At 46.2% G+C, this 25,932-nt stretch carries 25 protein-coding genes; 10 read left to right on the forward strand and 15 right to left on the reverse strand.

From position 1 onward, the window contains the following. Positions 1–95: 95 nt before the first annotated feature. From E2R66_RS03935 to pbpC, 3 genes are all read right to left on the reverse strand, one after another. Positions 96–689 (reverse strand): hypothetical protein, encoded by a 594-nt coding sequence (locus tag E2R66_RS03935; protein ID WP_134737903.1) that lies wholly within the window; start codon positions 687–689, stop codon positions 96–98. A 47-nt stretch (positions 690–736) separates the two neighbouring features. Continuing rightward, entirely contained in the window at positions 737–1,444 is a 708-nt protein-coding gene (locus E2R66_RS03940) for a 3'-5' exonuclease (RefSeq protein WP_133226894.1), read from the reverse strand. A 338-nt stretch (positions 1,445–1,782) separates the two neighbouring features. After that, complete coding sequence (gene pbpC, locus E2R66_RS03945) at positions 1,783–4,182, reverse strand: penicillin-binding protein 1C (RefSeq protein ID WP_133226896.1); 2,400 nt, start codon at positions 4,180–4,182, stop codon at positions 1,783–1,785. A 96-nt stretch (positions 4,183–4,278) separates the two neighbouring features. On the opposite strand from pbpC, the gene E2R66_RS03950 reads away from it, so the two are divergent. Further along, positions 4,279–4,995, forward strand: a complete 717-nt coding sequence (locus E2R66_RS03950; RefSeq protein WP_133226898.1) for a tRNA1(Val) (adenine(37)-N6)-methyltransferase — start codon at positions 4,279–4,281, stop codon at positions 4,993–4,995. A gap of 106 nt (positions 4,996–5,101) precedes the next feature. Here the strand turns inward: E2R66_RS03950 and E2R66_RS03955 are convergent, their stop codons facing one another. Then, positions 5,102–6,499, reverse strand: coding sequence for an MBL fold metallo-hydrolase (locus E2R66_RS03955; RefSeq protein ID WP_133226900.1), 1,398 nt, complete (start codon positions 6,497–6,499; stop codon positions 5,102–5,104). A gap of 141 nt (positions 6,500–6,640) precedes the next feature. Continuing rightward, the gene (locus tag E2R66_RS03960) at positions 6,641–8,467 is read right to left on the reverse strand and encodes an ABC transporter ATP-binding protein (protein ID WP_133226902.1); all 1,827 of its coding nucleotides are present in this window, start codon (positions 8,465–8,467) and stop codon (positions 6,641–6,643) included. A gap of 160 nt (positions 8,468–8,627) precedes the next feature. On the opposite strand from E2R66_RS03960, the gene E2R66_RS03965 reads away from it, so the two are divergent. Then, positions 8,628–9,464 carry a hypothetical protein gene (locus tag E2R66_RS03965; RefSeq protein ID WP_133226904.1) on the forward strand — a complete coding sequence of 279 codons (837 nt, stop codon included), beginning with the start codon at positions 8,628–8,630 and terminating at the stop codon, positions 9,462–9,464. Positions 9,465–9,499: 35 nt separating this feature from the next. Here the strand turns inward: E2R66_RS03965 and E2R66_RS03970 are convergent, their stop codons facing one another. Further along, positions 9,500–10,276, reverse strand: coding sequence for an SAM hydrolase/SAM-dependent halogenase family protein (locus E2R66_RS03970; RefSeq protein WP_133226906.1), 777 nt, complete (start codon positions 10,274–10,276; stop codon positions 9,500–9,502). Between the two features lie 102 nt (positions 10,277–10,378). Here E2R66_RS03970 and E2R66_RS03975 point away from each other — a divergent pair, with 102 nt between their 5' ends. The 4 genes from E2R66_RS03975 to E2R66_RS03990 all read left to right on the forward strand — a co-directional run bounded on the left by E2R66_RS03975 (position 10,379) and on the right by E2R66_RS03990 (position 13,814). Then, complete coding sequence (locus tag E2R66_RS03975; RefSeq protein WP_133226908.1) at positions 10,379–11,344, forward strand: PhoH family protein; 966 nt, start codon at positions 10,379–10,381, stop codon at positions 11,342–11,344. Positions 11,345–11,502: 158 nt separating this feature from the next. Beyond that, entirely contained in the window at positions 11,503–12,447 is a 945-nt protein-coding gene (locus tag E2R66_RS03980) for a phosphoribosylaminoimidazolesuccinocarboxamide synthase (protein ID WP_133226910.1), read from the forward strand. 53 nt (positions 12,448–12,500) lie between these two features. Continuing rightward, positions 12,501–12,878, forward strand: a complete 378-nt coding sequence (locus tag E2R66_RS03985) for an STAS domain-containing protein (protein ID WP_133226912.1) — start codon at positions 12,501–12,503, stop codon at positions 12,876–12,878. An 18-nt stretch (positions 12,879–12,896) separates the two neighbouring features. Next, complete coding sequence (locus E2R66_RS03990) at positions 12,897–13,814, forward strand: ribonuclease Z (protein WP_133226914.1); 918 nt, start codon at positions 12,897–12,899, stop codon at positions 13,812–13,814. Between the two features lie 130 nt (positions 13,815–13,944). Here E2R66_RS03990 and E2R66_RS03995 read toward each other — a convergent pair whose 3' ends face one another. From E2R66_RS03995 to E2R66_RS04010, 4 genes are all read right to left on the reverse strand, one after another. Then, positions 13,945–14,364 carry a molybdenum cofactor biosynthesis protein MoaE gene (locus E2R66_RS03995; protein WP_133226916.1) on the reverse strand — a complete coding sequence of 140 codons (420 nt, stop codon included), beginning with the start codon at positions 14,362–14,364 and terminating at the stop codon, positions 13,945–13,947. Between the two features lie 2 nt (positions 14,365–14,366). Next, the gene (locus tag E2R66_RS04000) at positions 14,367–14,612 is read right to left on the reverse strand and encodes a MoaD/ThiS family protein (RefSeq protein ID WP_204985856.1); all 246 of its coding nucleotides are present in this window, start codon (positions 14,610–14,612) and stop codon (positions 14,367–14,369) included. A 56-nt stretch (positions 14,613–14,668) separates the two neighbouring features. Then, the gene (locus E2R66_RS04005) at positions 14,669–15,076 is read right to left on the reverse strand and encodes a pentapeptide repeat-containing protein (RefSeq protein WP_133226918.1); all 408 of its coding nucleotides are present in this window, start codon (positions 15,074–15,076) and stop codon (positions 14,669–14,671) included. A gap of 89 nt (positions 15,077–15,165) precedes the next feature. After that, positions 15,166–15,588, reverse strand: a complete 423-nt coding sequence (locus E2R66_RS04010) for a secondary thiamine-phosphate synthase enzyme YjbQ (RefSeq protein WP_133226920.1) — start codon at positions 15,586–15,588, stop codon at positions 15,166–15,168. An 845-nt stretch (positions 15,589–16,433) separates the two neighbouring features. Between E2R66_RS04010 and E2R66_RS04015 the strand changes: the two genes are divergently transcribed. The 3 genes from E2R66_RS04015 (at position 16,434) to E2R66_RS04025 (ending at position 19,862) form a co-directional block, all read left to right on the forward strand. Beyond that, positions 16,434–17,588 (forward strand): hypothetical protein, encoded by a 1,155-nt coding sequence (locus tag E2R66_RS04015; protein WP_133226922.1) that lies wholly within the window; start codon positions 16,434–16,436, stop codon positions 17,586–17,588. Between the two features lie 163 nt (positions 17,589–17,751). Continuing rightward, a complete protein-coding gene (locus tag E2R66_RS04020; RefSeq protein WP_133226924.1) occupies positions 17,752–19,107 on the forward strand; it encodes an APC family permease in 1,356 nt (451 codons plus the stop codon). 59 nt (positions 19,108–19,166) lie between these two features. Then, entirely contained in the window at positions 19,167–19,862 is a 696-nt protein-coding gene (locus E2R66_RS04025; protein WP_133226926.1) for a sulfite oxidase-like oxidoreductase, read from the forward strand. Positions 19,863–19,947: 85 nt separating this feature from the next. Here the strand turns inward: E2R66_RS04025 and E2R66_RS04030 are convergent, their stop codons facing one another. Continuing rightward, on the reverse strand, positions 19,948–20,322 hold the full coding sequence (locus tag E2R66_RS04030; protein ID WP_133226928.1) for a DUF779 domain-containing protein: 375 nt from the start codon (positions 20,320–20,322) through the stop codon (positions 19,948–19,950). 125 nt (positions 20,323–20,447) lie between these two features. Next, on the reverse strand, positions 20,448–21,950 hold the full coding sequence (locus tag E2R66_RS04035) for an aldehyde dehydrogenase family protein (protein WP_133226930.1): 1,503 nt from the start codon (positions 21,948–21,950) through the stop codon (positions 20,448–20,450). 159 nt (positions 21,951–22,109) lie between these two features. On the opposite strand from E2R66_RS04035, the gene E2R66_RS04040 reads away from it, so the two are divergent. Then, the gene (locus E2R66_RS04040) at positions 22,110–23,042 is read left to right on the forward strand and encodes an AraC family transcriptional regulator (RefSeq protein WP_133226932.1); all 933 of its coding nucleotides are present in this window, start codon (positions 22,110–22,112) and stop codon (positions 23,040–23,042) included. Between the two features lie 473 nt (positions 23,043–23,515). Here the strand turns inward: E2R66_RS04040 and E2R66_RS04045 are convergent, their stop codons facing one another. The 3 genes from E2R66_RS04045 to E2R66_RS04055 are packed head-to-tail and all read right to left on the reverse strand — an operon-like array spanning position 23,516 to position 25,895. After that, positions 23,516–24,553, reverse strand: a complete 1,038-nt coding sequence (locus tag E2R66_RS04045) for an alpha/beta hydrolase family protein (protein WP_133226934.1) — start codon at positions 24,551–24,553, stop codon at positions 23,516–23,518. Between the two features lie 52 nt (positions 24,554–24,605). Next, a complete protein-coding gene (locus E2R66_RS04050; RefSeq protein ID WP_133226936.1) occupies positions 24,606–25,178 on the reverse strand; it encodes a Crp/Fnr family transcriptional regulator in 573 nt (190 codons plus the stop codon). A 3-nt stretch (positions 25,179–25,181) separates the two neighbouring features. Beyond that, the gene (locus E2R66_RS04055; RefSeq protein ID WP_133226938.1) at positions 25,182–25,895 is read right to left on the reverse strand and encodes a hypothetical protein; all 714 of its coding nucleotides are present in this window, start codon (positions 25,893–25,895) and stop codon (positions 25,182–25,184) included. Positions 25,896–25,932 lie beyond the last annotated feature (37 nt).

Raw genomic sequence — 25,932 nt, forward strand, 5'->3', positions numbered from 1 at the left:
TCGAAAAAACCGACATCCAGAGAGCCAACAAAGTAAGGTCAACAAAGGGCTTGCTTGTACATGTCTTTGGCAAAATTGCCGCTGCCTTTATTTACCTAATATTTAACTCTTGATTCGCATTTGTAGGAAGTGTCTTTAAAAGGATAGATAATTTGATTGCCATAAATGGTTGTATCCATTTTTCCGGTCATCATCATTTGTCTAGTATTAACATCTATTTGTTTAGACCTGTTGACCACAGGGGCAGACGCATCTGGCCTTATGGCTCTATGTTTCATCCACTCCCCCAACGCACTTTTATAAAAGTATTCCACTTTTTGCTTATTTCCATTTATGTAAGCCCGGAATTTTGTACCGTCGTGCTTAAATACAGTTAGGTATGATGCGTAAGTAAGGGCGGTGGAACGGTCTTTGAGGGCAATGCTGTCTATGTCTTTATAAAAGGCGTAATCCACTTTTGTTTTTTGCCTTTCGTCTTGCGCTACCCAATAACCGGCTACACGTTTATCGCTGAAAAAACTACCTCCTTGCTTAACGCTGTACCACAAGGTAGCACCTTGCGCATCAAACTGGATAATGTTTTCGTCCTTATCCAGCAAGCCGAGTTTGCGGATGTATTGTAAGTCTTTTTCGGACAAATCCTTGCCGCGTTTCGCACCTGTGTTGCAAGCTGTAAATAGCACAGCCATTATGGGGAGCCATACAAAACAGTTTATGCTATTGATGGAGCTGCGTTTCATCCCACAATCGTAATACAATCTTCCGCTATCAGCGCCTCTCCACGGTAACGCCTGATCAGCTGTGCGGTGGCTACAACGTCCTTTTGGCAATAGGTGCAAATGCGGGGGAGGTCGTCTTCTACCCAATAAACATGGCCCACCTGGCTACCGTCGATATCGTCTTTGGGGGTGGGGATATCGAAGATGGCGGTAAGCAGGCTTAACGAGGTGTAATTTTTATAATCGCCGAATTTCCAAAGCTCCATGGTATCCAAATGGTTTATTTCCCATGGCTTTTTCCCGGCTATCTGCAAATGCGGCGGGAAGGGAACGCCATTAATCAGCATGCGGCGGCAGATGTAGGGGAAATCGAATTCCTTACCGTTATGTGCGCAAAGTATAATGCTTGGCGGCTGGCTGCTCAACATCTTGCTGAAATCCATCAGCAGTTCTTTTTCCTCGTGCCCGGCGAAAGATTTTACGCGCAGCCCCGCCTTTTTCCCGTTCAGGAAAATCCCAACGGAAATGCAGATGATCTTACCGAATTCGGCCCAGATACCGGCACGGTCGTAAAATTCATCCGGCGTAGCTTCTTTTCTTTGGTACTGCGTTTTCGCGTCCCATAGTTCCCGGAAATGTTCGGGCACTTCGGCATAGGTAGGGTATTGCGGCACGGTTTCAATATCCAGAACCATCAGGTTACCCAGGTCGTATTGTTCAAGCATCGTTTTTATTAAAGAATTAGCATCTAAAAATAGATGATGGTGATTTCATTTTAACAATATTCTTCCATTTATATCGCAAAAAAGTGTTCCACAACATTCATTCAAGAAGCGCTACGACAAATTGTGTCGTACTAATTTGCATTAAATATCTGATTATTAATATCATGTGTTGTCTTTTATTTTTTTTGACGGCTTATAAGGCAATTTAAGTGGAACACTTAGAGTTTAGTTGAGTTAACCTGAATAGCATTAATTAAGGACAATTTTCACAGACCTGAAAAATCTAAAAATTCGAGGAATTCGATTCAATTAGTGCTATTAGCGTCATGTAAATCGTCTTATTTTTTATTCTTATCCAGCACTTCAAAGTAAGCACTTAACGTATTGCCCGATGCATCCACCAATGTCAATTTGTGCTTCCCTGCCGACGGGTTCAGCGCCACCTGGTGGAAAGCGGTTGTTTCGCCCGCGTACTTATCATCCAGGTGCCAGAATATTTTGATGCCCGGCTGCCGGTGCGCGGCATTGAATACAACGCGGCCGCGTTTGCCATCGGCCTCCAGCGGTACATATATCTTAGCGTTTTCTTTAGGGTAAATCAATTCCATCGGGTTGCCATAATCGGCATCGCCACACCCTGGCTTAAAAGGCGGCAGCACATGATACTGGTAGTTTTTGGCCTTGTAATAATATTCGATAGATGGTGGCAGTACGAACCAGCTTTTGTTGACGATGGATTCCGGCAATTCGCAATTGCCGGTAACCTGATATTTTTCGTCGGGCGATAGATGCACCAGCCTATGCCATGGGCAGGCTGGTGCCTTGAGGCCTGTTTTGGGTACCAATTGCTCCTCTGTATCGTTGCAGTACTGCCCGGCGCGGTAACCGCTTTGCTTGCATATGCTGATCTTTACCATCTCGCCCGTGGGCATGGCAAACCAATCGCGCGTGGCTGGTAGCAGGCGGAATATCTCGAACAGGGCAGGGGCAGCGGTATTGATGCCCGTTAGCCCAGGACGCCCCTCGCCGTCGGTATTGCCCACCCAAACGCCCACTACATATTTGGGCGTTATACCGATAGCCCAACCATCGCGGAAACCAAAGCTGGTACCCGTTTTCCATGCGATTCGCTGTGTAGAGCTAAACTGCTGCCAGAGCATTTCTTCGCCTGGGCGCATCACCTCTTCCATGGCCTGTAGCGTATAGTACAGCGAACCGGCATCCAGCAAGCCGTTTTTCTCCAGCATGGGCTCTTCTTTACCAGGCAATTTATAAACAGGCGGGTTATAATCAGTAGCATCGTATTTGCCGCCATATTTATGGTAATGGTTTACCACGCGGGCCATACCGGCATACATGCCCGCAAGTTCCCAAAGGGTGTTTTCGCCGCCGCCTAATATTAGCGAAAGGCCGTAGTGGTCGGCAGGCTGCTTCAGCGTAGTAACGCCGGCTTTTTTGAGCATATCGTAAAAACGTTCGTACTTATATTGTTGCAGCATCTTCACAGCAGGCACATTAAGCGAACGCGATAGGGCATTTGCAGCAGGTACCGCACCATCATAACTCAGGTCGAAATTCTCGGGATGGTAGCCGGATATTTGGGTAGGCACATCGGGTATCAGGCTGTTGGGCAGTATGAGGCCATCGTGCAACATGGAGGCATACAGCAGGGGCTTAAGCGTGCTGCCGGGACTACGCGGCGCGTTGATGACATCCACATCGCTCTCCATTTCGGGGGCGTCGCGGTGAGCTATATTGCCCGCGTAGGCCAGCGTTGCGCCCGTCTCCACATCCAAAACAATGGCGGCAATATTATTGATATCGTTCCCTTTTAAAGCCTGATGGTGCTGCTCAATAATGCCGGCTACCTGCTGCTGCAGGTTTGTTTTAATGGTGGTAGTGATGCGGGTAAGTGCCTGTGGGCGGTTGCGCGAATCTGCCTTGAAGCGTTGCAGCAGGTGAGGGGCCAGCTGCGGCAGGGCTACAGGCTTATCCGGCACGGGCTCAAACTCGGCAAGTTTGGCGGTCGTGCTGTCTATGATGCCCTGCTTGTAGAGCCTGTTCAGCAACAGGTTGCGTTTCTTTAACAGGGTAAGCCTATTTTTGCCGGGATGTACTAAAGACGGGGAATTGGGCAATACGGCCAACGCGGCCATCTCGCCCCAGGAGAGTTTATCCGGCCCGCGACCGAAATACCGCCAGGAGGCAGCATCCAGCCCGATAACGTTACTGCCAAATGGTGCATTGCTGGCATACATGGCCAGTATTTCGTTTTTGCTGTAGCCAAGCTCAAGCCGTAGGGCCATGAATATCTCGCCTATTTTATTGAGAACAGTCCGTTTGTGCCGTGTGGCCAGGCGCATCACCTGCATGGTGAGTGTACTGCCCCCACTGGTAACCCTGCCGGTGCGGATATTTTGGCGAATGGCACGACTAAACGCCAATGCATCAAAGCCGGGGTGATGCAGGAAACGCTTATCTTCAAAGGCGATGATGCACTGCTTGAATTTTTCGGGAACGCTATCGTTATAGGGGAAGCGCCACTGCCCATCCGCGGCAATGGATGCACCAAGCAGTTGGCCGGCATCATCATCAATTACGTAGGAGGTAGGGGAGTTGAAGAGCGGACTAGGCAGGCAAAGCGCAAACCAGATGGCTAAAGCCAGTAAAATGGCCGTTATAATAATTACTTTTGGCTTTTTGAATTGATGTTTGACGTACTGTACAGAGAATTGCATTAAAAGCCGGGCGTTTAAAATCCAGCCTGAAAATAGCTAAATTATCGATAACAAAATGGCGGCATGCTATTTAATTAAACGCTACCCTAATTCAAATTGGCAGATATATTTAAATTTAAGCAGTTCGACGTAGATCAGGCCGGCTGCGCCATGAAGGTAAACACCGATGGCGTTTTGCTCGGGGCATTAGCTGCTGCAAATGAGCCAAAAACCATATTGGATATCGGTACCGGCACGGGAGTTATTGCCCTCATGCTGGCGCAGCGATATAACGATGCAAGGGTAGATGCTGTGGAGATAGATACCGTTGCCGCACAAACTGCCAGCGCGAATTTTAAGGCAGCCAAATTTGCCCATCGGTTGAGTTTGTTTGCTTCGGGATTTGAAGCGTATTTCGAAAGCTATCCTGTTGTTTTGTACGACCTTATCATAAGCAACCCGCCCTTCTTTTTAAACTCGCTAATGTCGCCCGGAGCTAAAAAGAATCTGGCACGGCATACCGATGATGCTTTTTTTGAAAGACTGATAAAATGCGTGGCTACACATCTCAGTCCGGATGGTGTATGTGCCTTGATATTGCCATTGGAAACGGCTGACCTGGTGAAGTTGCTATTGCCGGAAAATGATTTACAAGTACAAAGCACCCTCAGCATCAAATCCTTCTCCGAATCCGTACCACACCGCAAATTGCTTACCATTGGCAGACACAGGCAAATAGCGGTGGAAGACGAATACGTTATTTATGATGCGCCGAAGGTATATTCGGAGGAATATCAAAACGCCTTGAGGGGTTTTTTGACGATATTTGTCTGAATCAGAATTTTCAGAATTTTAGAATGAACATGATTTGAAGACGAAATATTACGCTATTTATCTGCTACATTATTATTATTATTCTGAAAATTCTGATTCAGATATTCTACAACTCGTAGCTCACACCCTTCTCCGGTATCGTTACCTTATAGCCCTCCGGCTCCAATGCATCGGCTAATGCCTGCATACTCACTTGTTCGCCATGCACCAAAAACACGCCTTTTAGGTGGTCAACGTCCTGCTGCATAATGTTATTCAGCAAATCTTCGTGGTCGCCGTGGGCGCTTAGTACGTCTGTTTTTTTGATGGTGGCGTAAACGGCCAGGTCGCGGTCTTTAATATGAACGATAGGGTCGCCACGTAGCAGGCGGTAGCCTAAAGTGCCTTTGGCACAGTAGCCTATGAACAGGATGGTGCAGTAGTAATTTTGGATGTTATAGAACAGGTGGTCCTGTATACGGCCCCCCTCCAGCATGCCCGCCGAAGAAATGATGATGCAGGGTTCGTAGTAATTAGATACCTGCCGGCTGTCTTTCAGTGTTTCCACATAGGTAAGGTTATCGAAATCGAACTCATCGCCCAGGCGGTTGTAGAATTCCTGTGCCTCGGGGTTTACCTGGCTATGGTGCTTTCGAAATATCTCCGTAGCGCGTGATGCCATAGGACTATCCACGAAGATGGCCACCGGCGGCAACAATCCGCTGCTGAAAATCTTGTTCAATGCAAAAACCAGCGACTGCGTACGCCCGATACTGAATGCCGGGATAATGAGCCGTCCCTGTTCTTTGATACACACCTTATCGATAGTTTCTACCAGTGTTTCTTCTACCGATTTATCCTTGGTATGCATGCGCCCGCCATAGGTGGCTTCGCTTACAATGTAATCGACTTGTGGCAATGGTTCGGGGTCGTTTAACACCGGGTAGTTTTTGCGGCCGATATCGCCGGTAAAGGCAATGGACTTCTCCACGCCATCTTCAGTCACCCTAAAAACGGCAGCTGCAGCACCTAACAGATGCCCCGCGGGTATAAAGGTAAGCTCTATTTCCCCGTTGATGCGAAACGGACGGTTATAGCCAATGGTTACAAAGCGCTCCACCGTATCCATCACATGTTTTTGCAGGTACAACGGCTGCGGGCCGCTGCTGCCATGTTTGTGCCGCTTGCGGTTACGACGGCCCTTATCGGCCTTGCTAAGGAATATGTTTACGGAGTCTATCAACAGCAGTTCGGTGAGGTCGGCAGTGGGGGGTGTGCATAATATCTGCCCGCTGAAACCCATACGCACCAGTGTAGGCAAATTGCCCGAGTGATCGATATGCGCGTGGGTGAGTACCACTACATCTATTTTTTCCGGATCGAAGCCGAAGTCTTCGTTCACCTGTATATTATGATCCTTCTCGTAATCCAGTCCGCAATCAATCAGTATCTTATATTGGCCAACCTGCAATAAATGCATGCTGCCGGTTACCTGCCGGGCCGCCCCGTGTATAATTAGTTTCATTTTTCTTTTAGTCAATAGACCATGAACCATTGTCCATAGCCGGAATTCGAATTTTTGTATGGCAATCGACCGTAGATTCTCGTTTATCGCGGTTCCCAAATTTTCTGCTATGGACTATCGACCATAGACTATGGACTCCTTCTACTGCACTTCGTATTGCAACTGGCTTAGGTATCTGTAAAGGCCCTGTTCATTGGCTACCAACTCCTGGTGGGTGCCGCTTTCGATGATATGCCCTTTCTCCAACACGATGATCTTATCCGCTTCGCGGATGGTGGAGAGGCGGTGGGCAATGATGATAGACGTGCGGCCTTTCATCAGTTCTTCCAAAGCTTCCTGCACCAAACGCTCCGATTCGGAGTCTAATGAAGAGGTTGCCTCATCGAGGATCAATATAGCAGGATTTTTTAACAATGCACGTGCAATGGCTATCCTTTGGCGCTGCCCCCCCGATAGTTTTACGCCGCGTTCGCCAACAACCGTTTCATATGCCTCGGGGAAGGAAGTGATGAACTGATCGGCATTGGCGCGTTTGGCGGCCTGTATAATTTCCTCATTGCTGGCGTTCAGCTTGCCGTAAGCGATATTTTCCATAATGGTACCACCGAACAGCAATACATCCTGCGGCACAATAGCCACCTGGTTGCGTATATCGGTCAAAGCAAATTCATCAGCCGGGCGGCCATCAAACAATATGGTGCCGCTTTGCGGATGGTAGAACTGCAATATCAATGCCGCCATGGTAGATTTACCCGAACCGCTCGGCCCTACAATAGCCACTTTTTGGCCTGCCGCCGCGTCGAACGAGATACTATCCAAAACGGTAAGCTCGGACCGGGAGGGGTAGGCGAATTGTACGTTGGAGAAGGAGAGATTGCCCTGTATTTTTTCTTTGATGGCATTATTGTTATTGATGATAGAGATATCTTCCCCCTTTTCGGCTAATATTTCTAAAACGCGTTCGCTCGCCCCCACTGCCTTTTGTAAATTGGCATACAAATCAGGGAAACTGCCCATTGCCGCACCAGCAAAAATAGAGTACAAGATAAAAGTTGTAAGCTGACCTACATCCATTTTATGTTCACTTACCAATATCGAGCCGTACCATATTACCCCTACGAACATTCCGAAAAGGCAGAACACTATAAATGATGCGAAAATCCCTCTGAATTTTGCACCCCTTACTGCAATTTGAACAACTTCCCTTAGATTTTTATCATAACGGCCAGCTTCAAAGGCTTCGTTCACAAAAGCTTTTACGTTAGCAATTCCTTGTAAAGTTTCTTCAACTATTGTATTTGATTCTGCCAATTTATCTTGTGCCATCCTGGATAGATTACGGATATATTTACCAAATATCACCGCGAAGGCCACCATAAATGGTAGTATAGCCAACACTGCAAAAGTTAGTTTGATAGACACTACCGCAAGTAAAACAACGCTTCCAACCATTAATACTGACTGCCTGATTATTTCGGCAAAGGTTGTGGTTAAGGTATCCTGTATTTGCGATAAATCGGCCGAAATACGACTATTAAGTTCTCCAACGCGCCTATTGGCAAAGAAATTCATTGGCAACGTAATCATTTTAAAATAGGTGTCTCGCCTTATATCAGCGAGAGATCGCTCTGCTACCTGTACAAACCATACAACTCTAAAGAATGAAACAACAGCCTGCGTAAACAACAAGCAAAAACCAGCAATGCCTATCGCATTTAAACTTTTTGGCAAAAAATTATATTTAAAAGTTCCGTGTGCCGCATCAATAAGGGCACCAAGAATTGCAGGAAATGCAAGTGCCACCAAGCTGGAAATAAAAAGGAAAAACATCCCGGCTATAAATTTTGCCCTGTAAGGTTTTATATAGCTAAGCAGTTTGCCCACATTTTGCAAGCTTTGCTTGTTTATCTTCGCTTTAGGTAATTCAGCTTCAGCTTTGCTGCCACTATTTAATTGTCCTCTTGCCATGTATCAGTTTATGATTATCAACCTGCAAAACTAAGGGTTTATTAATGATAAAAAGTGAGCAAGGTCAAAATTGACGCAACTGTGAGGAGTGGGGTAGTTTTATTTCACGCAAAGGCGCGGAGGCGCAAAGAAAAAGAGGCTTTGGATGCTAATTAATTTTATGAAATTGCTTCTTCGTTATAAATCAATGGGAGCTGATTGCTATACATATAAACTGAACCCCGAAAAATTGCGGGGCAATTTGACCATTGCCTTAACAGACATTAGAAAATCCCCACCCTTTTATCGACATTTGGGGGCTTTGCAGGAAGAAGTTAATAATAGTGAGCACTATAAAGGAGATTACTACGATGATTTTCGTCAATCCTTGGACTTATCTACGATACTTAATGCGTTGGCCGATATTGAAAATTTAGGAACATCAGCTTATTTAGGTATCATTTTAAATTGGATATGGATTGTAGAAGACTTGGGTTGCTTAAGTGAAGATGAATTTGTTGCGAAGTTATCATACTATGGTTTCGAACTGATATTCTATCTGCATGAAAAAGACGTATGTTGGGTGTATATGAATCAAATCGACTCTTACGCCTACTTTAACAATGTAGAAGAGCCTAAAACCTATGATGGAGAATATTCTTTACTGACAAACAAATTCCACAGGAATTACTTACAGTATTTGCTGGCGGTATTGAGAAAAGTATATTTGGATGAGAAGTATCCATATTCCCCAAAGCGACATTATGGTGACGGCAATAGTTTTATAAGAAATTATAAGGGGCTCGATAAATACGAAACCGCAGCAGAGATGGCATTGTCAGAAATAAGAGAAGAGAATATTACTGAAGACCTCGTTGAAGCAACGGAACTCCATTACAGACGAAGCCCCACTGCCAGCCATTATTACGTAGCCGAATATTTATTCTCTGATATAGTAGAACTACAAAACAAATTGGAGGATTATGACGGCAAAATATTTATTCACTACAGCTTTTGAAATCTGCTCTTTGCGCCTTTGCGTGAAAATAACTTTTACCTAAACTCAATAATCACGCTATCCCCAACATTCAAACCCAACAATCCGCTGGCGTTACCTTTGTTTATCGCAATCTCCAGGTGGTCGCTGATGCCGAAGAGGCAAAGCTTTTCGCCTTCGGGTACTTCGTTATAATGCCAGCTGAGGTGGGTAATGGTTTCGTTGCGCTTGAAGGACAAAACGAAACGGCGCCCTTGCTGCACGCGGTTGAAGAATTCCTTGGTGATGTTGGTAATTACGTTCTGGAACGAATCGATATAGATCACCACACCGCGTATCAAATTATTGTCGATAACCGGGTGCAGGTTGGTTTTGTTTTCCACATCGCTTACCGGCAAACCAATTTCGGCCAGTTGGCCGCCTTTTGCAAGGTGGCAGGCAGCTTTTACAAAGATATCCGCAAGTGGGAAATGCAGGAATTTAAGGTCCTGCATAATGTTGATCTCTACAATCTCTTGTGGCTCAGCATCAAACATCAAAGAAAAGATGCCGTTATCGGCCCCCACAAAAAAGTGGTTCTTATAGCGCACAGCCAGGTACCGGGTGGCGTTGTTGTAAACGGTATCGATACCAATGAGGTGCACCGTGTTATCGGGGAAATAGTAGAAGCTGTTTTTGAGGATAAATGCCGCCTGTTGCACGTTGAAAGCCGACACATTGTTGGTAATATCTACAATGTTTACTGTTGGCAACAACTTTAAAATACTACCTTTAAGGGCAGCCTGATAAATATCTTTATCGCCCAGATCGGTAGTTAAAGTTATAATCGCCATTAATTTTATAAATATTTATTGCTAATCTTGTGTGAGCATTTAAAGGTGCAAATATTCAATTTTTAATTCATAAAAATCTGCCATCGAAAAAATCAATTAGTATTGAACGAGCTAAAACTATCTATTGAACATGTAAACCCCGCTGTTTTGTGGGGCCCGAATAACGATCATTTCGAGATACTCAAGAAGCAATATCCTAAGCTTAAAATAGTTGCGCGCGGCAGCGATGTAAAGGTTTTGGGCGATGAAGCCGAACTGGCACTGTTCCAGGATAAGTTTGACCGGCTGGTGCAGCACCTGGAGAAATACGAAAGCCTTAACACAATTGATGTGGAGCGCATTTTGGGTGCTAAGCCTAAACCCGCATCATCAACCGGCGAGCCTGCTGCAGCAGATAAATTTGCCAGCGGCGAGGTATTGGTTTTTGGTCCGAATGGTGTAATGGTACGTGCCCGCACTACCAATCAGCACCGCATGGTTGATGGTATCGGCAAGAACGATATCCTTTTTGCTATCGGCCCCGCAGGCACCGGCAAAACCTATACCGCGGTTGCCCTGGCTGTACGTGCGCTCAAAAACAAAGAGATAAAACGCATTATCCTAACACGTCCGGCTGTAGAGGCAGGAGAGAACCTTGGCTTTTTGCCGGGTGATCTGAAAGAAAAAATCGACCCGTACCTGCGCCCGCTTTACGATGCGCTGGACGATATGATACCCGCCGAAAAGCTGAAACTTTACCTGGAGAACCGCACCATAGAGATTGCCCCGCTGGCATTTATGCGTGGTCGTACACTGGATAACTGCTTCGTGATATTGGATGAGGCGCAGAACGCTACCGATATGCAGCTAAAGATGTTCCTGACCCGTATGGGGCCATCGGCCAAATTCATCGTAACCGGCGACGTAACGCAGATAGATTTGCCCAAAAAACAGCAATCGGGCCTGTACACTGCCCTGCGCATCCTTACCGACATCAAGGGTATCGACATCGTTTACCTGAGCGGAGAGGACGTAGTAAGGCACAAACTGGTACGCAGGATACTGGAAGCTTACGGGGATATACAATAACATAGAGGCAAGAAGTCAAGAATCAAGAGACAAGAAATTAATCGTTCCTGTGTCTTGATTTTCGACTCGAACAATCTTAAATATAGATAAGAAACCAGGAACCAAGAGATAAGATGTTTTTGTCTTGATTCTTGACTCTCACAATCTTGATTCTAACAATGGACGCTATAAAAGAAACACATTTCAATTTCGAAGGGCAAACCGCCTTTTATAAAGGCAAGGTGCGCGATGTATATACCATTGCCGATAAATACCTGGCCATGGTTGTTACCGACAGGATTTCAGCATTCGACGTAGTATTGCCCGAGCCCATCCCATATAAAGGGCAGGTGCTTAATCAAATCGCTGCCAAATTTTTAAAGGCTACTGCCGATATTGTGCCCAATTGGGTAGTAAGCGTACCCGACCCCAGCGTTACCATTGGCCGCATATGCGAGCCTTTTAAGGTAGAGATGGTGATACGCGGCTATTTGGCCGGCCATGCCGCGCGTGAATACGCCTTGGGCAAACGACAGGTATGCGGTGTAAGCTTGCCTGAGGGCCTTAAGGAAAACGACATCCTGCCCGAGCCTATCATCACCCCGACCACCAAAGCATCAGTAGGGCACGATGAGGACATCTCGCGAGAAGATATTTTGGCACGCGGTATCGTTAGCGAAGCCGATTACGTTCAACTGGAGAATTACACTCGTCAACTTTTTGCCCGCGGTACCGAGATTGCGGCAGGGCAGGGGCTTATATTGGTCGATACCAAGTACGAGTTTGGCAAAATAGGCGATACCATTTACCTGATAGACGAAATACACACGCCCGATTCATCGCGCTATTTTTATAGTGATGGCTACCACGAACGCCAGGCCAACAACGAGCCGCAAAAACAACTCTCCAAAGAATTTGTGCGCAGGTGGCTGATAGAGAACGGCTTCCAGGGTAAAGATGGACAGGTAGTGCCCGAAATGACCCGCGAGATAGTACTATCCATCTCTGAAAGGTATATCGAACTGTATCAGCAGATTACCGGCGAAGCATTCGAAAAGCCGGGCGATGAGGATGTTTTGCAAAGGGTAGAACGGCACATTAATACCGCGCTGGCCGGGCTGTAATTTTTTTAATTAAACATAAATAAATTATATCTTAGCTTTTTAAATATCCCAAAATGAAATATACGGTTGATAAGCACGAGAAATATATCCTTATTAAGCTTAACGAATCAAAACTTAACTCGCTGATTACGCCGCAGCTTAAATCAGAACTGATAATGATCAATACTGAGGGTCAGCGTAATATTGTGCTGGATCTATCGCAGGTAAAATTTGCCGATTCATCGGGCTTAAGTAGCTTATTGGTTGGCCACCGCCTGTGCAAAAATGCAAACGGCTCTTTCATTTTGGCGGGTCTTAACGATGCTGTTGCCCGTTTGGTCACCATTTCGCAACTAGATAACGTACTTTCTGTAGTGCCTACCTGCGAGGAAGCTATTGACCTTATTTTTATGGAAGAGATAGAGAAGGAATTGAAAAGAGAAATCAGGTAATTTTTTGGCCCACCCGGTATGAAATTCGAAGTAACAATACTGGGCAGCAGCTCTGCAACTCCCATATTTAACCGTAACCCCACGGCGCAGGTACTTAATATCAATGAGAAGTTGTACCTGGTTGATTGCGCCGAAGGTACGCAGCAGCAGATGCTGCGTTTCGACGTAAAGGCCAGCAGGATTGATTATATTTTTATCAGTCACCTGCATGGTGATCATTACCTCGGGCTGGTGGGTCTGTTATCGTCCATGCATCTCAATGGCCGCAAAAAGCCTGTAAAGCTTTTTTGCCCGCCCGCACTTAAAGAAATTATCGATCTGCAGCTTAAGTACTCGGAGACCACGTTACACTACCCGCTGGAATACGTTTTTACAAGCGACGAGAAACCGATGGTAATACTGGATAACCAGGATGTTACCGTGGAAACCATACCGTTGGATCACCGCATCACTACCACGGGCTTCCTGTTCAGGCAGAAGAAACGGCAGCGTAAGCTCATTAAAGAGAAAGTGGAGGAGCTTGGTATACCGGTACCTTATTACACTTCGTTAAAAAAAGGCCGCGATTACGAGGCGCCGGATGGGACCATCTACAAAAACGATACGCTCACTATAGATTCTGATGCGCCCAAATCATACGCCTATTGCTCAGATACACTGTATAACCCCAGGTATTTTGCGCAGATAGCTTATTCTGATTTGCTATACCATGAGGCTACCTTTTTGAATGATATGCTGGATAGGGCCGCTATAACCCACCATACAACCGCGCTACAGGCGGCAGAAGTAGCATTGAAAACGAATGCAGGCAAATTAATTATCGGGCATTTTTCGGCACGTTACAAAACCCTTAACGAACTGCTGGACGAAGCCCAAAGCGTGTTCCCCAATACCGAGCTGGCCATAGAGGGGAAAACATTCGTTATTTCGGAGTAAGGCTGGTGTGCCGTGGATAGTGAGTAGATAATGGCGATTAGAGAATGGGAAATGTTTGTTGCGAATGGTTATCTCCAACCCTTTTAACCTTTTCAACCTTTCTAACTTTATTCAACTTCTCTCAACCTCCTCAAGGATGCGCGGCTACCCATACTTCACCGTCCTCAAAAAACTCTTTTTTCCAGATGGGGACCGTCTGCTTAAGTGTATCTATAATGTAGCGGCAGGCCTCGAAAGCGGCATCGCGATGCGCTGCAGATACGGCAATAATTACAGGTACTTCACCCACTTGCAATACGCCGATACGGTGATGCACCAGTACTTTCTGTACCGGCCATAGTTCAAGCGTTTGTTGAATAATTTTATTTATCTCGCTGATTGCCATAGGTATATAGGCTTCGAATTCCAGCTTCAATACAGGCCTTCCTTTGGTAGCATTGCGAACGGTGCCTATAAAAACATCGATCCCGCCGGATTGCGGCGACATTACCCAATCGATACAGGCGCCGACGTCCAGAGGCTCGGAGAGGATTTTTACTTGCGTATCCATAGTTATCCTCCGCTTACTGGTGGTATTATGGCTATTTCGTCTCTTTCCGTCAGCGGTAGGGTGTCTTGCGCGTATTCGTTATTTACGGCAACCATATAACTGGCCAGCTGCTTCAGGCGGGGATAGGTCTGCTCTAGCCGGGCTTTCAAATCGCCCGCGCTGGAATCGTCGGACAGGTCCACATTTAGTGTACTCGCACCAAAGATATCTTTAGCTATGCCGAATGCCAGTATCTCTATTTTTATCACCTTACAAATATGCGATTATCCGACCTTATTCAATCACAATCTATCGAACAGAATATTTATTTCCCGCCCCGGTATGCAGCCAGTAAATCATTAACCAATATACCGTTAATTGTCATACCACGCGTTTCACAATCGCTGATCGCTACGTTGCTTAAGTCACAATTGCTGATGGTGCTGCCGTTGAGGTCGCTGTCCTCAAACCTTAAGGGGCGTTGTTTCGCAGTAGGGTCATAATAGGGGTGGTCTTTGGGGGGCATGCCTATGTTGTGTATGAATGCCCCGCCTAATTGTGCTCCCTCTATCTCCAGATCGCTCAGGTTGGCGTTGGTTATTTTCACTCCTGTTGCCGATACATCTTCCATCATTAGGTTATTAAGGCAAGCCATCCTGATGGTAGAGCCACTTAGATTTGCTTCTTCTACGTTAAGTTTTTTTGCGTCGTTTATAATATCCAGGGTTTGCATTTTACTGTTGTTTTAACACAAATATCTGCAATATACAGTATTGTGTAAGGTGCGGTTGCGACAATAGACAGGCGTTTTGCGCCCTGCCCTTATTCGCCCCAAGCAGTTATTATCAGGCTGCGTTGCCCGCCATGGTTACGGTGCTCGCATAAGTAGATTCCCTGCCAGGTACCTAGAGCCAGCCGCCCGTTGCGGATGGGTATAGTTACCGAACAGCCCAGCATGGATGCTTTAAGATGGGCGGGCATATCGTCGCTGCCTTCGTCGTCGTGCCGGTAATCGGGGTCGTCCTCGGGTACGGCCTTGTTGAAATACATCTCAAAATCCTGCCGAACGGTTGGGTCGGCGTTTTCGTTGATACTCAGCGATGCCGAAGTATGCTGAATAAACACCTGGCATATTCCGGTTTTGAATTCGGCAAGTTGCGGCATGGCATTAACTACTTCGGATGTAATGATATGGAAGCCCCGGCGATACGGCCTCAGGTGCAGACTTTGCTGATATATTTTCATCTTAAATTAACACTGCTTCTTAAAACAAGTTCATGGCAGGCAATATCAGCAAAAAAACAAAAAATAGCTTGCTTGCCGAGGCAGTATATATTACATTTGTAATGTATATATAATCTATAGATATTATATACATTACAAATTATCTATTGAGACCCAAAATATTTAGTGCTATTATACTGATCTTATAAAAGCCAAGCCCGTTGCGGAAGCGCGGGCTTTTACATTTACAAAAAAACAGCCGGTCAAAATCACTAAAATCATTATTATTAAGGCACCCCGAGAGAGATGCCCTTTCGCCTATCACTTAACAAATAGGAGGTAAGCATTGCCTATCTGGAATGGATAGCTCACACCAATTGAATAAGTGTTAGAAATGTAATAGCTGTATTGCCGCGGCGTGGTAATGCCCAATCCGCCGCTGTACTACAGATTGATAAATACCTTTGGCCGCCAAAACCGTAGCTCCTGCGAAATCTGCATGTAGTACTTGCCCATGTTACCCCGCTGGCCTGCGAAATCGGCTTGCAGTTTGAGCAGGAAGGAGCCGGGCCTAATTACGCTTTTACCCGTATCCGGCGTTTTAAAGTACTCGAAATACAGGGGAGGGTATTTTTTTCGTTACGGCGGAGACCAGCGTGTGGCGTGCGTCCTAATGCAATTGCAACTGCCGGGCTGCGGTAAAAACAGGCAAATGCAGAAAAATTAAGATACGTAAAGATTTCTTCTTCACGTATTGTTAATGAATACGATATTGCATGAAACAAAACTAGCGGATCGCAACTATTTTGTGCGGTAACTAAGCGGAAATCTAAGGGAATTGTATATTTGCTGCCACCAATTGTGATATGGAAGAACCTGAATTAGCTGTGTTTTCGCTGTTATACCGCGAGGCGCATTCCCGATGCTTTGGCGTTTCGCTTGACCAACCCCTTACAGAAACCGAGGGTAAGCTCTTTCAGCAGCAACTGCTGGATTGTACCGGCCTCATCGTCGGATGGCGCACGCTGAAGAATTATTCCATTTTCGTGTTAAATAAAAAGGAAAAAGAAAACCCCTCCGTTGCATCGCTGGATACGCTTGCCCGCTATGTGCTGAAGGCACCCTACACCAATGAAATTGACCGTAAGAAAACCGAAGCTCACCACCCATACTGGTTTTTATATCGCGAGAAACATTTGGCTAAGGCCATATCCCCCATTATTAAACCACGCAATCTGGGGTGGATAAGGCCGGTATTAGCAGCATTAGTACTTTTATTGGCCGGATACACCTGGTATGAGCGCAATACCCTCGTAACCTTTACCGAAAATTTTGAGGACCTGGGCGAGAATGCCCTGCTGAACCGCAATTGGCAAGTGATTAATAAGGACGAAAGGTATTGGGCCCGGCGGATCGATTCCCCAAAGGCACTCACTCTTTTTACCCTACCAGGTGATAATTGGACCGATAGCACTGCAAAACCGTTGATAAAGAACCTGCTGATACGGCCTTTGCCGCTTGGTTGTTTTGTTGCCGAGTTGCAGATAGAAGATTTTATCCCGGGTGGCGAATGGCAACAGGCTGGTTTATTGTTACTGAACGATACTACGCTCAATAGCCCCAGTATGCGTATTTCCCTGGCTTTTAACGATTTTTTTGGTGGTTTTACAAAACCTGCCGAAATTTTGGTGCAAGCCATAGCAACCCCCGGTAACGATGGTAAGCCCGAAGAGTTTGTGCATAGCACCGTGTTGACAGTGGATAGCGTTACCCGAACACCCGGTGTATTGAACAACTTAAGGAAAACCGCCATCCGGATAGAAAGACATGGCAACAATTATCGCCTGCTTTACGCCGGCGGGGCAGCGGCTAACGCAGCCTTTAAAGAGCTCGCGGTGAAAGAGCTGGGGATAGAGCCACGCTATATTGCTATTTTTGCACTGAAGGGGCGGGTGGATAAAGCGCCTGTTGTGGCAGTGAAGGTTAAAAAGTTCACGATGGAGGGCATCGCCTGCAATTAGGTGCTTAATTTATAGCCCCTAGCACAAACCCGGAGTTTTTGTAACCCTACGTAAAACTCCCCCCTCAAAATTAATGGGTCGCCATTTTAACCTTTACAAACCACTGACCCAATAAATTACACCGCTTGGTTGAATAAATTTATTTTTGCGATAGATATATTGCATGGCTGAAAAATCACTCGTACGCCGCCTGGGCCTGGCGCAGGCAACAGCCATCAACATGACGGATATGGTAGGTATAGGGCCCTTTATTACCCTGCCTATGGTTATCGCCACCATGAACGGCCCTTGGTTTTTATACGCCTGGCTAGCGGGTTCGCTGCTCTCGTTTGTTGATGCCATGGTTTGGAGCGAACTTGGCGCCGCTTTCCCAATGGCAGGCGGATCTTACAACTTTCTTAAAGAAACTTACGGTAAAACCAAGCTGGGCAAATTGATGAGCTTTTTGTTCGTCTGGCAAACCATGATACAGGCGCCGCTGGTTATAGCCTCGGCCGCCATAGGCTTCGCGGAATACTTTTCTTACCTGTTGCCGTTATCTGCTATTCAAAGTAAATTGATGAGCGGAGGGGTGGTGATATGCATCGTAATACTGCTTTACCGTAAAATAGAAGCCATTGGCAAAATAAGCGTAGTTCTTTGGGTAGGGGTGCTGGTTACGATGTTGTGGATAATCTTCGGCGGCGTGGTGCATGGTAATTTCCTGCATCCTATAGCGCACATAAACGATGGTATCAACCTTAATTATGGTTTCGTGGCGGCAATTGGCTTTGCCAGCGTAAAAAGCGTTTACAGTTACCTGGGCTATTATAATGTTTGCCATCTGGGCGGCGAAATTGTCAACCCAACCCGCAACATACCGCGAAGCATGTTTTTATCCATAGCCGGTATTGCCGTTTTATACATGCTGATGAATGTAAGTGTAGTAAGCGTTATACCCTGGCAACAGGCGATGGGCAGCAAGTTTGTTGTAAGCGATTTTATGCAATTACTAATGGGTACTACCGCTGCCAAAGTGGTTACCTGTCTCATATTGTTAGTGGCTTTCTCTTCGGTATTTTCGGCTACGCTGGGTTATAGCCGAATTCCTTATGCCGCCGCCGCCGATGGCGCGTTTTTTAAAGTATTCGCTAAATTGCATCCCACCAAAAACTTCCCCTATGTATCGTTGCTCGTGCTGGGTGGTATAGCGTTCCTGTTCAGCTTGCAGCTGAAACTGGTAGATGTAATACACGCCATACTGGCTATGCGTATCCTCACGCAATTCATCGCGCAAGCCGTTGGGCTGTTGCTATTGCGAAAGGCCCGTAAAACGCAGCAATTTCCTTATAAGATGCCCTTGTTCCCGCTGCCCGTTTACCTTGCCATAGTCATATGGTTAGGCATATTGGTATCAACCGGCCTCCACATGGTACTGGGCGGCCTGGTAGCCATTGCCACCGGTACTATGGCGTATTTCATAAAGGCTAAAGTGAATAAGGAATGGCCGTTTGAACAGGCTGCATCACAACCTGGTTAGGCAGTTTTTAACTTCTATACAGTTTATACGTATTTTTAGCTGTAGATAATACTATCCCTATGGAAAATGAAGATAAACTTAACAGGATCGTTGAATCGCGCATGAAATTGAAAGCGAGGTTTGAGGAGAAAATGAAGCTTACACCTTCTGTTGCAGACGATGCACCAAAAGGCTCAGGCAAACTCAACCGGCATGGCATGCCCAGCATCCCCATAGGGCAAACAGCAACCATAAAATGGCCGGTGCTTGACCTTGGGTACCAGCCTAATATACCTTTGGATCGATGGCGATTAACTATCGATGGCGCGGTAGATAACCCCGTTCGTTTAAGCTGGAAAGAGCTGATGGAGCTACCCCAAACTAAAGATACCTCAGATTTTCACTGTGTTACCACCTGGAGCAAACTGGATATGCATTGGAAAGGCATTAGCTTGCTGGACATTGCCGCATTGGTACACCCCAAAGATACCGCTACCCATATCATGTGTTATGGCTATGATACGTACACCACCAATATATCTCTGGAAGAGGCACTTAAGCCCGATGTATTGCTGGTGCATACATTTGAAGGGCAGCCTTTGCCGATTGAGCATGGTGGCCCCCTGCGCATGATAACACCGCAACTGTATGCATGGAAAGGCTCGAAATGGATAAAGCGAATCGAATTCCTGACCGAGGATAAACCGGTTTTTTGGGAGGACAGAGGCTATTCAAATACCGCATACCCCTGGCGTAACGACAGATACAGCGAATGATAAAGGTTACGGCAAAACAACCGCATTAAAAAGCCCGGCGCTTTCGCAAACCGGGCTCCCGACCAAAATAAACCTGTATAAACCTTTAGTCTTTAATAAATTCAACCATCTCTAAATCTGATAGTTCCGAATCTGCAAACAGGCGCGACTGTATTAGAAACCTATTCCCTGTGGGTATCTCTATGGAGAAACTGGAGCCTCTGCCTTTGGTGATAGTTACCATTAGTTGGGTGTGCTGCCAATATTCAAACTGGTCCTTACTCATCCAAAATTCGCAACCATCAATCTCGCCCAATTTCACGTCGGCAGCGCCAAGTTTAAAGTCGCCTTTTTCGAAACACATGGGCGATGAACCATCGCAACAGCCACCGCTCTGGTGAAACATCAACTCGCCAAAGCGATTTTTCAGGTCGGCAATGAGCACGGAGGCTTCGGGCGATACCAATACTCTTTTAATCATGTTGCGTTTTTCAGATAAACTAATAGTTAGTACCGGGCTTAAAATTACCGTAGAAAACCGTTAAAAATCTTTAAAAAATCGGTGCTTTTCTTTGGTTTTCGTAAAAAGGCGTAGAGTCGCTCATTTTAAAAAAATCCGAGCTTGTTTTTGTTATAAGAGATGAGCATATTTTTGGTTTGGCGATAATGATCCAGCATCATTTTATGGTTTTCGCGACCGAAGCCGGATTTTTTGTAACCACCAAATGGCGCATGGGCAGGGTAGGCGTGGTAGTTGTTCACCCACACCCGCCCGGCCTGTATCGCGCGAGGTACCTGGTAAATTTCGTGTGCGTCGCGGGTCCACACGCCGGCACCTAAACCGTACATGGTATCGTTGGCAATGGCAATGGCTTCTTCGGTAGTTTTAAAAGTGGTAACGCAGGCAACCGGCCCAAATATCTCCTCCTGGAAAATGCGCATTTTGTTATGGCCCTTGAACAGGGTAGGCTGTATATAGTATCCTCCGCTCAATTCGCCGTCAAGGTTTTTTACCTCGCCACCGCAAAGTACTTCGGCACCTTCTTCTTTACCTATTTTGAGGTACGATTGTATTTTCTCGTACTGATCGTTACTGGCCTGGGCACCCATCATGGTGCTGTCATCTAAGGGGTCGCCCATTTTGATGGCGTTGGTGCGTTCGATTACCCTCGACATGAATTTATCGTAGATATTTTCGTGCACCAAAATCCTCGAGGGGCAGGTACAAACTTCGCCCTGGTTCAAGGCGAATAATACGGCACCTTCTATGGCTTTATCAAAAAACTCATCGTCTTTATCGGCAACCGATTCCAGGAAGATGTTGGGCGATTTACCGCCCAGCTCCATGGTAACGGGGATAAGGTTTTCTGATGCATACTGCATAATTAAACGGCCGGTAGTGGTTTCGCCGGTAAAGGATACTTTGGCAATGCGCGGCGATTGCGCCAACGGTTTACCCGCTTCCGGACCGAAGCCGGTAACGATGTTGAGCACGCCTGCAGGCAGGATGTCTTTGATCAAATCCATCAAAATCATAATAGATGTTGGGGTTTGCTCAGCCGGTTTTACCACGCAGCAGTTGCCGGCGGCAAGGGCAGGGGCAATTTTCCAGGTGGCCATCAGCAGCGGGAAGTTCCAGGGGATGATCTGCCCCACTACGCCAAGCGGTTCACTAAGAACAATGGATACGGTAAACTCATCGTGTTCAGATATGCCACCTTCTTCCGCACGGATAACGCCTGCAAAGTAGCGAAAATGGTCTATCACCAGCGGCAGATCTGCGTTTTTGGTTTCGCGGATGGCTTTGCCATTGTCAATAGCTTCTACCACGGCCAGGTAATCTAAATTGGCTTCTATTACATCGGCAACCTTGTTTAATATTGATGCGCGGTAGGCGGCAGATGTTTTTCCCCAGGTTTTGAAAGCCTCGTGCGCGGCATCTAAGGCCAGCTCGATATCCTCTTTGGTAGAGCGGGCAGCTTGTGTAAACACCTTGCCATCTATAGGCGACACATTATCGAAATATTCGCCTTTGACGGGCGGCACGAATTTACCGCCAATAAAATTGTCGTACTTATCCTTAAAGGATGGTTTAGCATTTGTGCTCATAAAATGTTTTTTGTTTTAATTGGTAGGGCTAAGGTATGCGGGCAAAGCCTTGGGCATTTGCACGATGCTATCAATTGATAGCACAATGATGTCAAAATATTTTTAGTGGTTGCACGTATGTTTAAATAGCCTTACTTTTAATTACCAATTTATAAGCTAATGCCCAACAGGAATTTGCTGTCTCCGCTGAGCCTGTCTAACGGAAAAGAACTGCATACGCTGGTAGAAAACCGCAAGGCCTATACCATGAACCATTGCGAACTGAATGTTTTTGAAACCTTTCAGCGCAGCGAACTTGTGCCTTTAACTTTTAGCGACCTGGTGATTACCAGCATGCTGCGGGGTAAAAAGGTGATGCATTTATTTGACAAGCCCGGTTTTGACTACCTGCCCGGCGAAACGGTAATTGTACCGCCCAACATCACCATGACCATCGATTTCCCTGAGGCATCTGCCAGCCAGCCATCGCAATGCACGGCCCTGGCCATCAATCAGCAGGAGATATTGGATACGCTTGATTTTTTAAACCAGAACTACCCCCGCGAGGATAGCCGCGCCTGGCAGCTCAATTACAATCAGTTCCACTTCTTCAATAATTACGAGCTGGCGCAGCTCATCAACAAGCTCATCCGCATCAGTACCGGCGATGCGCTAACCAAAGATGTGCTGGCCAACCTCACGCTCAAAGAACTCCTCATCCGCATTATGCAGATGCAGAATTTTCACGAGGTGAAGGATAGCGCCCACGAACTTGCTGCCGGCAACCGCTTTGCCTACGTGCTGGAGTACATCAAAAATAACCTGACCAGCAAGCTCAGCATAGATGCCCTATGCCGCATGGCCTTTATGAGCAAAGCGAGTTTTTTCCGCGCCTTTAAGCACGAAATGGGTATATCACCGGTAGATTATATCATTAAAGAGCGCCTGCAATTTGCCAAACAGCTGATGAATAATCCATACAACAGCATCTCAGAAGCCTGTTTTAAAGCAGGTTTTAATAACCTCAATTATTTTAGCCGTGCTTTCCATAAAGTGGAGGGGATAACACCGAGCCAATATAAGTTGAGGGTGAAGCTAACGGCGTTGAATTAATTCTCCCCATTGTCATTATAAGCGAAGCGTGGCAACCATCGGTACGCAGGTCCAACAAGCAGAGCGGCTCTGCTTGCCGATGATTATTAATGTATTTTATTGTTTTTAAGATAATGTGGTCAAAAATAGTTGGTGAAACCTCTGTATCTGTATTGATTATCAATCAAATGTATCAAGCCAATTGAAAGCGATTTCAATTGGCTTTTTTAAGATAAGTTTTCTTAGCCATTGAAAGGAATAGCCACAAACAATATGACCGATATCTCTCAGTAAGCGTGTTTTTTTTGTTTATTAAAGAATCTATAGGAATTTATGTGAAAGCAGCACCAACTATTTTTGACCACATTACCGTTTTTAAAGGAATTAATGAGCTCCCTTCGGTCGGTTGGCCACGTCGCCCCAGCTCTTAGGCCACCGCTGCGACTCGCAAGGACGATGGGGTTATGGCCGCACCGGTAATCACCCACTTATACTCAATACTTCAACACCCCAGCAAAAAACTTCGCGGCCAAATCCCCAACCTGCTGATGGATGGCCTTGCGGTCTACTGTTGCGTCATCATTGAAATAAATCCCGCCGGTAGGCTTCATTTCTGCCGAGCCTTCATTGAGGAATACATAGTGGCCGGTTTTGCCTGGGATGATGAGGAGCTTGCTTTTAGGCATCAATTTATGGTAAGTTTTTGCGTTGGTCTTTACCGGGGCGATGCTGTCACTTTGTGCACCTACGATGTACATAGGTGCGGTTACGCGTTTCAGTTGCTGTTTGCTGATAAAACCCTGGCCCACTGCGGGGCAAATGGCGAAGAAGGCTTTGATACGCTTATCCATTAAATCTGGACTGTTACGGAATGATGCTGCCACCGCCTTTTCGTCTATCTGCTCGGCCAGGTTAGGAAACTCGGGCAGGGTTATCTCTTTCTTGCCCTCCGGCGTATTGGTGAATTTGTCGAGCGCGTTGAGATCTAGCTTGCCGCCGGCAAGGGCAATAACCGTATAACCGCCTATAGAAAAACCCGCCGCGCCGATTCGGTCGGCATCTATTACGCTGCCGAAATCTTTATCATTCAATAAGCCCGTCAGCACGAAGATGATATCCTGTGGCCGCTGCCATGGGGTTACAAAGTTGATGGCTATCTTGTTATCGTAGGTATTGCCCCAATGGTCTACCGATGCTACGATAAAGCCTTTTTGCACCAGGGCATCGGCGAGCCACTCCAGCGTAATGCGGCCGCCACCTGTGCCGTGCGACAGCATGATGAGCGGGTGCTTGCCCCGCGGGAGTTTGGCATCGCGGATAGTAGAGATATGTACAAAAGGGTAGTGGGGGATAACGAAAGGTTCGCGACTATCATCGGTAGGGTACCATACCTCGGTAACCAGCGGGCGTTGCCGGGTGGTATCATTATACCTGATGGTGCGCTGGCCAATTTTTATTTGCGCAGTTACGACCAGGGGTAACAGAACTGTTACAATGGCAATGACTTGTTTAAACAAGGCTGGATGTTTCATAAAGCAAAGCAAGCGATAAGCATCCGGATCAAATTTGACAAATGTCAAATAATTAACTTTTTTTCGATTTCAGTCGGCTTAGGGTTTCCTGCGAAATGCCCAGGTAATCGGCAATGATTCTATTTGGTAACCTTTGGATAAGCGCGGGGCTGGTTTCCATCAGCTGCTTGTAGCGCTGCGTGGCGTCCATGGTAATCAGGCTCTCGATGCGTTTGATAGACGCGATATAATCCCGCTCCAGGTTAATGCGGTAAACACGCTCCCAACCGGGTACCTCATCCAGCAGGGCTTTAAAATCTTTATGGTTGATGTAGAGCACTTCGGTTGGTTCAATGCTTTGGATATAAGCCACCGAGGGCTCCTGCAAGGTAAAGCTGGGGAACGCCGTGCCGAAACGCCCTTCTGTCACCAAAAAACGGGTAGACTCTTTACCGTTCAAATCCATCATATAAATGCGCAGGCAACCTGAATTAACAAAATAGATGTACGGACAAACCTCACCGACCGAAAGCAGCAACTCGTTCCGCCCGGTTTTCTTCAATCTGAATTTTTGGCAAAACGCATCCAGCGTGGCTTCATCAGCAGCCATATTGCGGGCAAGAAATTGTTTCAGCTGGGTGTACATGTGTTACTGCCGGGCTCCTCCTTCTGTCGTTTTATTTGCCTTTAGGAAATTCTTATTATAAATTTTTATTGCCTTTAGGTAGTTTTTCTTTTCAATTGCCTTTAAAGCATCATCATCGCCTGCTACCATAGCGGTTACATTTTCGGCACTAAGTTTAACAATGGGGCCATCGCCTTTTTGGATGGCAACTACGGTTACATGCGAAAAATCGCCACCCTCGCGTGCGCTCAAAAAGGAGAATACATTGATTCTTGCGCCCCCAATTACTTTAAACATCCAGCAGCTGTCTTTTGCTATACCGTTTGCCGTGTAGGTTAATTTATTAAAAGGTACTATACCATCTCTGGAAATACTGATGGTTTCCCCGGGGTAAATGCGTTGCTTGCGCAGCGAATCTTTTTTGGGTAGTTTTTTGTCCTCAAACAGCAGGTAGTTTTGGTGGCGTATCGTATCCAGATAAATCTTTGAGTAAACCTCTTTTGTGGTACTATCTTTCAACCTTACCTTAAAGTCGTATTTAAAGTTATCGGGGATGTAATCGTAATACCTGCCCATCATTGCCATGTTCATCTGCATCTGAATTTGCATCTGCGTTTGCAAGTATTGGTTTGCGAACATACGGTTCAGGTCTGCCCGAAAGGCTGGTGGTTGCGCTTTTAAGCTGATAGTCAACAGGATAAATACCGCTAGTAAGGTTAGGCTTTGGTGAGTTTTCATCAATTATTCTTTTGCCTAAATATAATTATACCGGCAA

It is taken from the genome of Mucilaginibacter psychrotolerans (genome assembly GCF_004519315.1).
GTDB classification, from domain to species: domain Bacteria; phylum Bacteroidota; class Bacteroidia; order Sphingobacteriales; family Sphingobacteriaceae; genus Mucilaginibacter; species Mucilaginibacter psychrotolerans.

Excerpts from the sequence above, each read along its gene's own strand:
- E2R66_RS03935 (WP_134737903.1), bottom strand. The coding sequence starts at position 689 with ATGGCTGTGCTATTTACAGCTTGCAACACAGGTGCGAAACGCGGCAAG.
- E2R66_RS03940 (WP_133226894.1), bottom strand. The coding sequence starts at position 1,444 with ATGCTTGAACAATACGACCTGGGTAACCTGATGGTTCTGGATATTGAA.
- pbpC (WP_133226896.1), bottom strand. The coding sequence starts at position 4,182 with ATGCAATTCTCTGTACAGTACGTCAAACATCAATTCAAAAAGCCAAAA.
- E2R66_RS03955 (WP_133226900.1), bottom strand. The coding sequence starts at position 6,499 with ATGAAACTAATTATACACGGGGCGGCCCGGCAGGTAACCGGCAGCATG.
- E2R66_RS03960 (WP_133226902.1), bottom strand. The coding sequence starts at position 8,467 with ATGGCAAGAGGACAATTAAATAGTGGCAGCAAAGCTGAAGCTGAATTA.
- E2R66_RS03965 (WP_133226904.1), top strand. The coding sequence starts at position 8,628 with ATGAAATTGCTTCTTCGTTATAAATCAATGGGAGCTGATTGCTATACA.
- E2R66_RS03970 (WP_133226906.1), bottom strand. The coding sequence starts at position 10,276 with ATGGCGATTATAACTTTAACTACCGATCTGGGCGATAAAGATATTTAT.
- E2R66_RS03980 (WP_133226910.1), top strand. The coding sequence starts at position 11,503 with ATGGACGCTATAAAAGAAACACATTTCAATTTCGAAGGGCAAACCGCC.
- E2R66_RS03985 (WP_133226912.1), top strand. The coding sequence starts at position 12,501 with ATGAAATATACGGTTGATAAGCACGAGAAATATATCCTTATTAAGCTT.
- E2R66_RS03990 (WP_133226914.1), top strand. The coding sequence starts at position 12,897 with ATGAAATTCGAAGTAACAATACTGGGCAGCAGCTCTGCAACTCCCATA.
- E2R66_RS03995 (WP_133226916.1), bottom strand. The coding sequence starts at position 14,364 with ATGGATACGCAAGTAAAAATCCTCTCCGAGCCTCTGGACGTCGGCGCC.
- E2R66_RS04005 (WP_133226918.1), bottom strand. The coding sequence starts at position 15,076 with ATGCAAACCCTGGATATTATAAACGACGCAAAAAAACTTAACGTAGAA.
- E2R66_RS04010 (WP_133226920.1), bottom strand. The coding sequence starts at position 15,588 with ATGAAAATATATCAGCAAAGTCTGCACCTGAGGCCGTATCGCCGGGGC.
- E2R66_RS04015 (WP_133226922.1), top strand. The coding sequence starts at position 16,434 with ATGGAAGAACCTGAATTAGCTGTGTTTTCGCTGTTATACCGCGAGGCG.
- E2R66_RS04020 (WP_133226924.1), top strand. The coding sequence starts at position 17,752 with ATGGCTGAAAAATCACTCGTACGCCGCCTGGGCCTGGCGCAGGCAACA.
- E2R66_RS04025 (WP_133226926.1), top strand. The coding sequence starts at position 19,167 with ATGGAAAATGAAGATAAACTTAACAGGATCGTTGAATCGCGCATGAAA.
- E2R66_RS04030 (WP_133226928.1), bottom strand. The coding sequence starts at position 20,322 with ATGATTAAAAGAGTATTGGTATCGCCCGAAGCCTCCGTGCTCATTGCC.
- E2R66_RS04035 (WP_133226930.1), bottom strand. The coding sequence starts at position 21,950 with ATGAGCACAAATGCTAAACCATCCTTTAAGGATAAGTACGACAATTTT.
- E2R66_RS04040 (WP_133226932.1), top strand. The coding sequence starts at position 22,110 with ATGCCCAACAGGAATTTGCTGTCTCCGCTGAGCCTGTCTAACGGAAAA.
- E2R66_RS04045 (WP_133226934.1), bottom strand. The coding sequence starts at position 24,553 with ATGAAACATCCAGCCTTGTTTAAACAAGTCATTGCCATTGTAACAGTT.
- E2R66_RS04050 (WP_133226936.1), bottom strand. The coding sequence starts at position 25,178 with ATGTACACCCAGCTGAAACAATTTCTTGCCCGCAATATGGCTGCTGAT.
- E2R66_RS04055 (WP_133226938.1), bottom strand. The coding sequence starts at position 25,895 with ATGAAAACTCACCAAAGCCTAACCTTACTAGCGGTATTTATCCTGTTG.